Source organism: Massilia sp. CT11-108 (assembly GCF_047302915.1).
Lineage (GTDB): Bacteria > Pseudomonadota > Gammaproteobacteria > Burkholderiales > Burkholderiaceae_D > Telluria > Telluria orientalis.
In genome coordinates this window covers 1-273 of sequence record NZ_JBKYMO010001512.1, presented here as the reverse complement: position 1 = coordinate 273, position 273 = coordinate 1, and the positions used below count along the sequence as shown (strand labels likewise).

Below are 273 nucleotides of genomic sequence, written 5' to 3'. Positions count from 1 at the left end.
CTGTTGCTCGGTCGGGCCATGGGCATTCCCGATGGCGAGACATGGTCGATTGACCCGATGGGTCTGCAGAACATGGGCGCCGAGACGTTGCAGGCCAACCGCACCTGGGGCTCACGCCAGAAGGCGATCACCTACAACTCGCCGACCTGGGGTGGCTTCTCGTTCCGCGCGCAAGCCGGCCTGAACGGAACGGCGGGGCACTTCAACGCTGGCAGGCAGCTTGCCGGCGCCATGGCCTACCAGAACGGCCCGCTGATGCTTAAGGCCTTCTAC

At 65.2% G+C, this 273-nt stretch carries 1 protein-coding gene; it reads left to right on the top strand.

What is annotated here, in order from left to right:
* Positions 1-3: 3 nt before the first annotated feature.
* On the top strand, positions 4-273 hold a 270-nt coding region (locus ACEN88_RS35450), incomplete at its 3' end, for a porin (protein WP_413347082.1).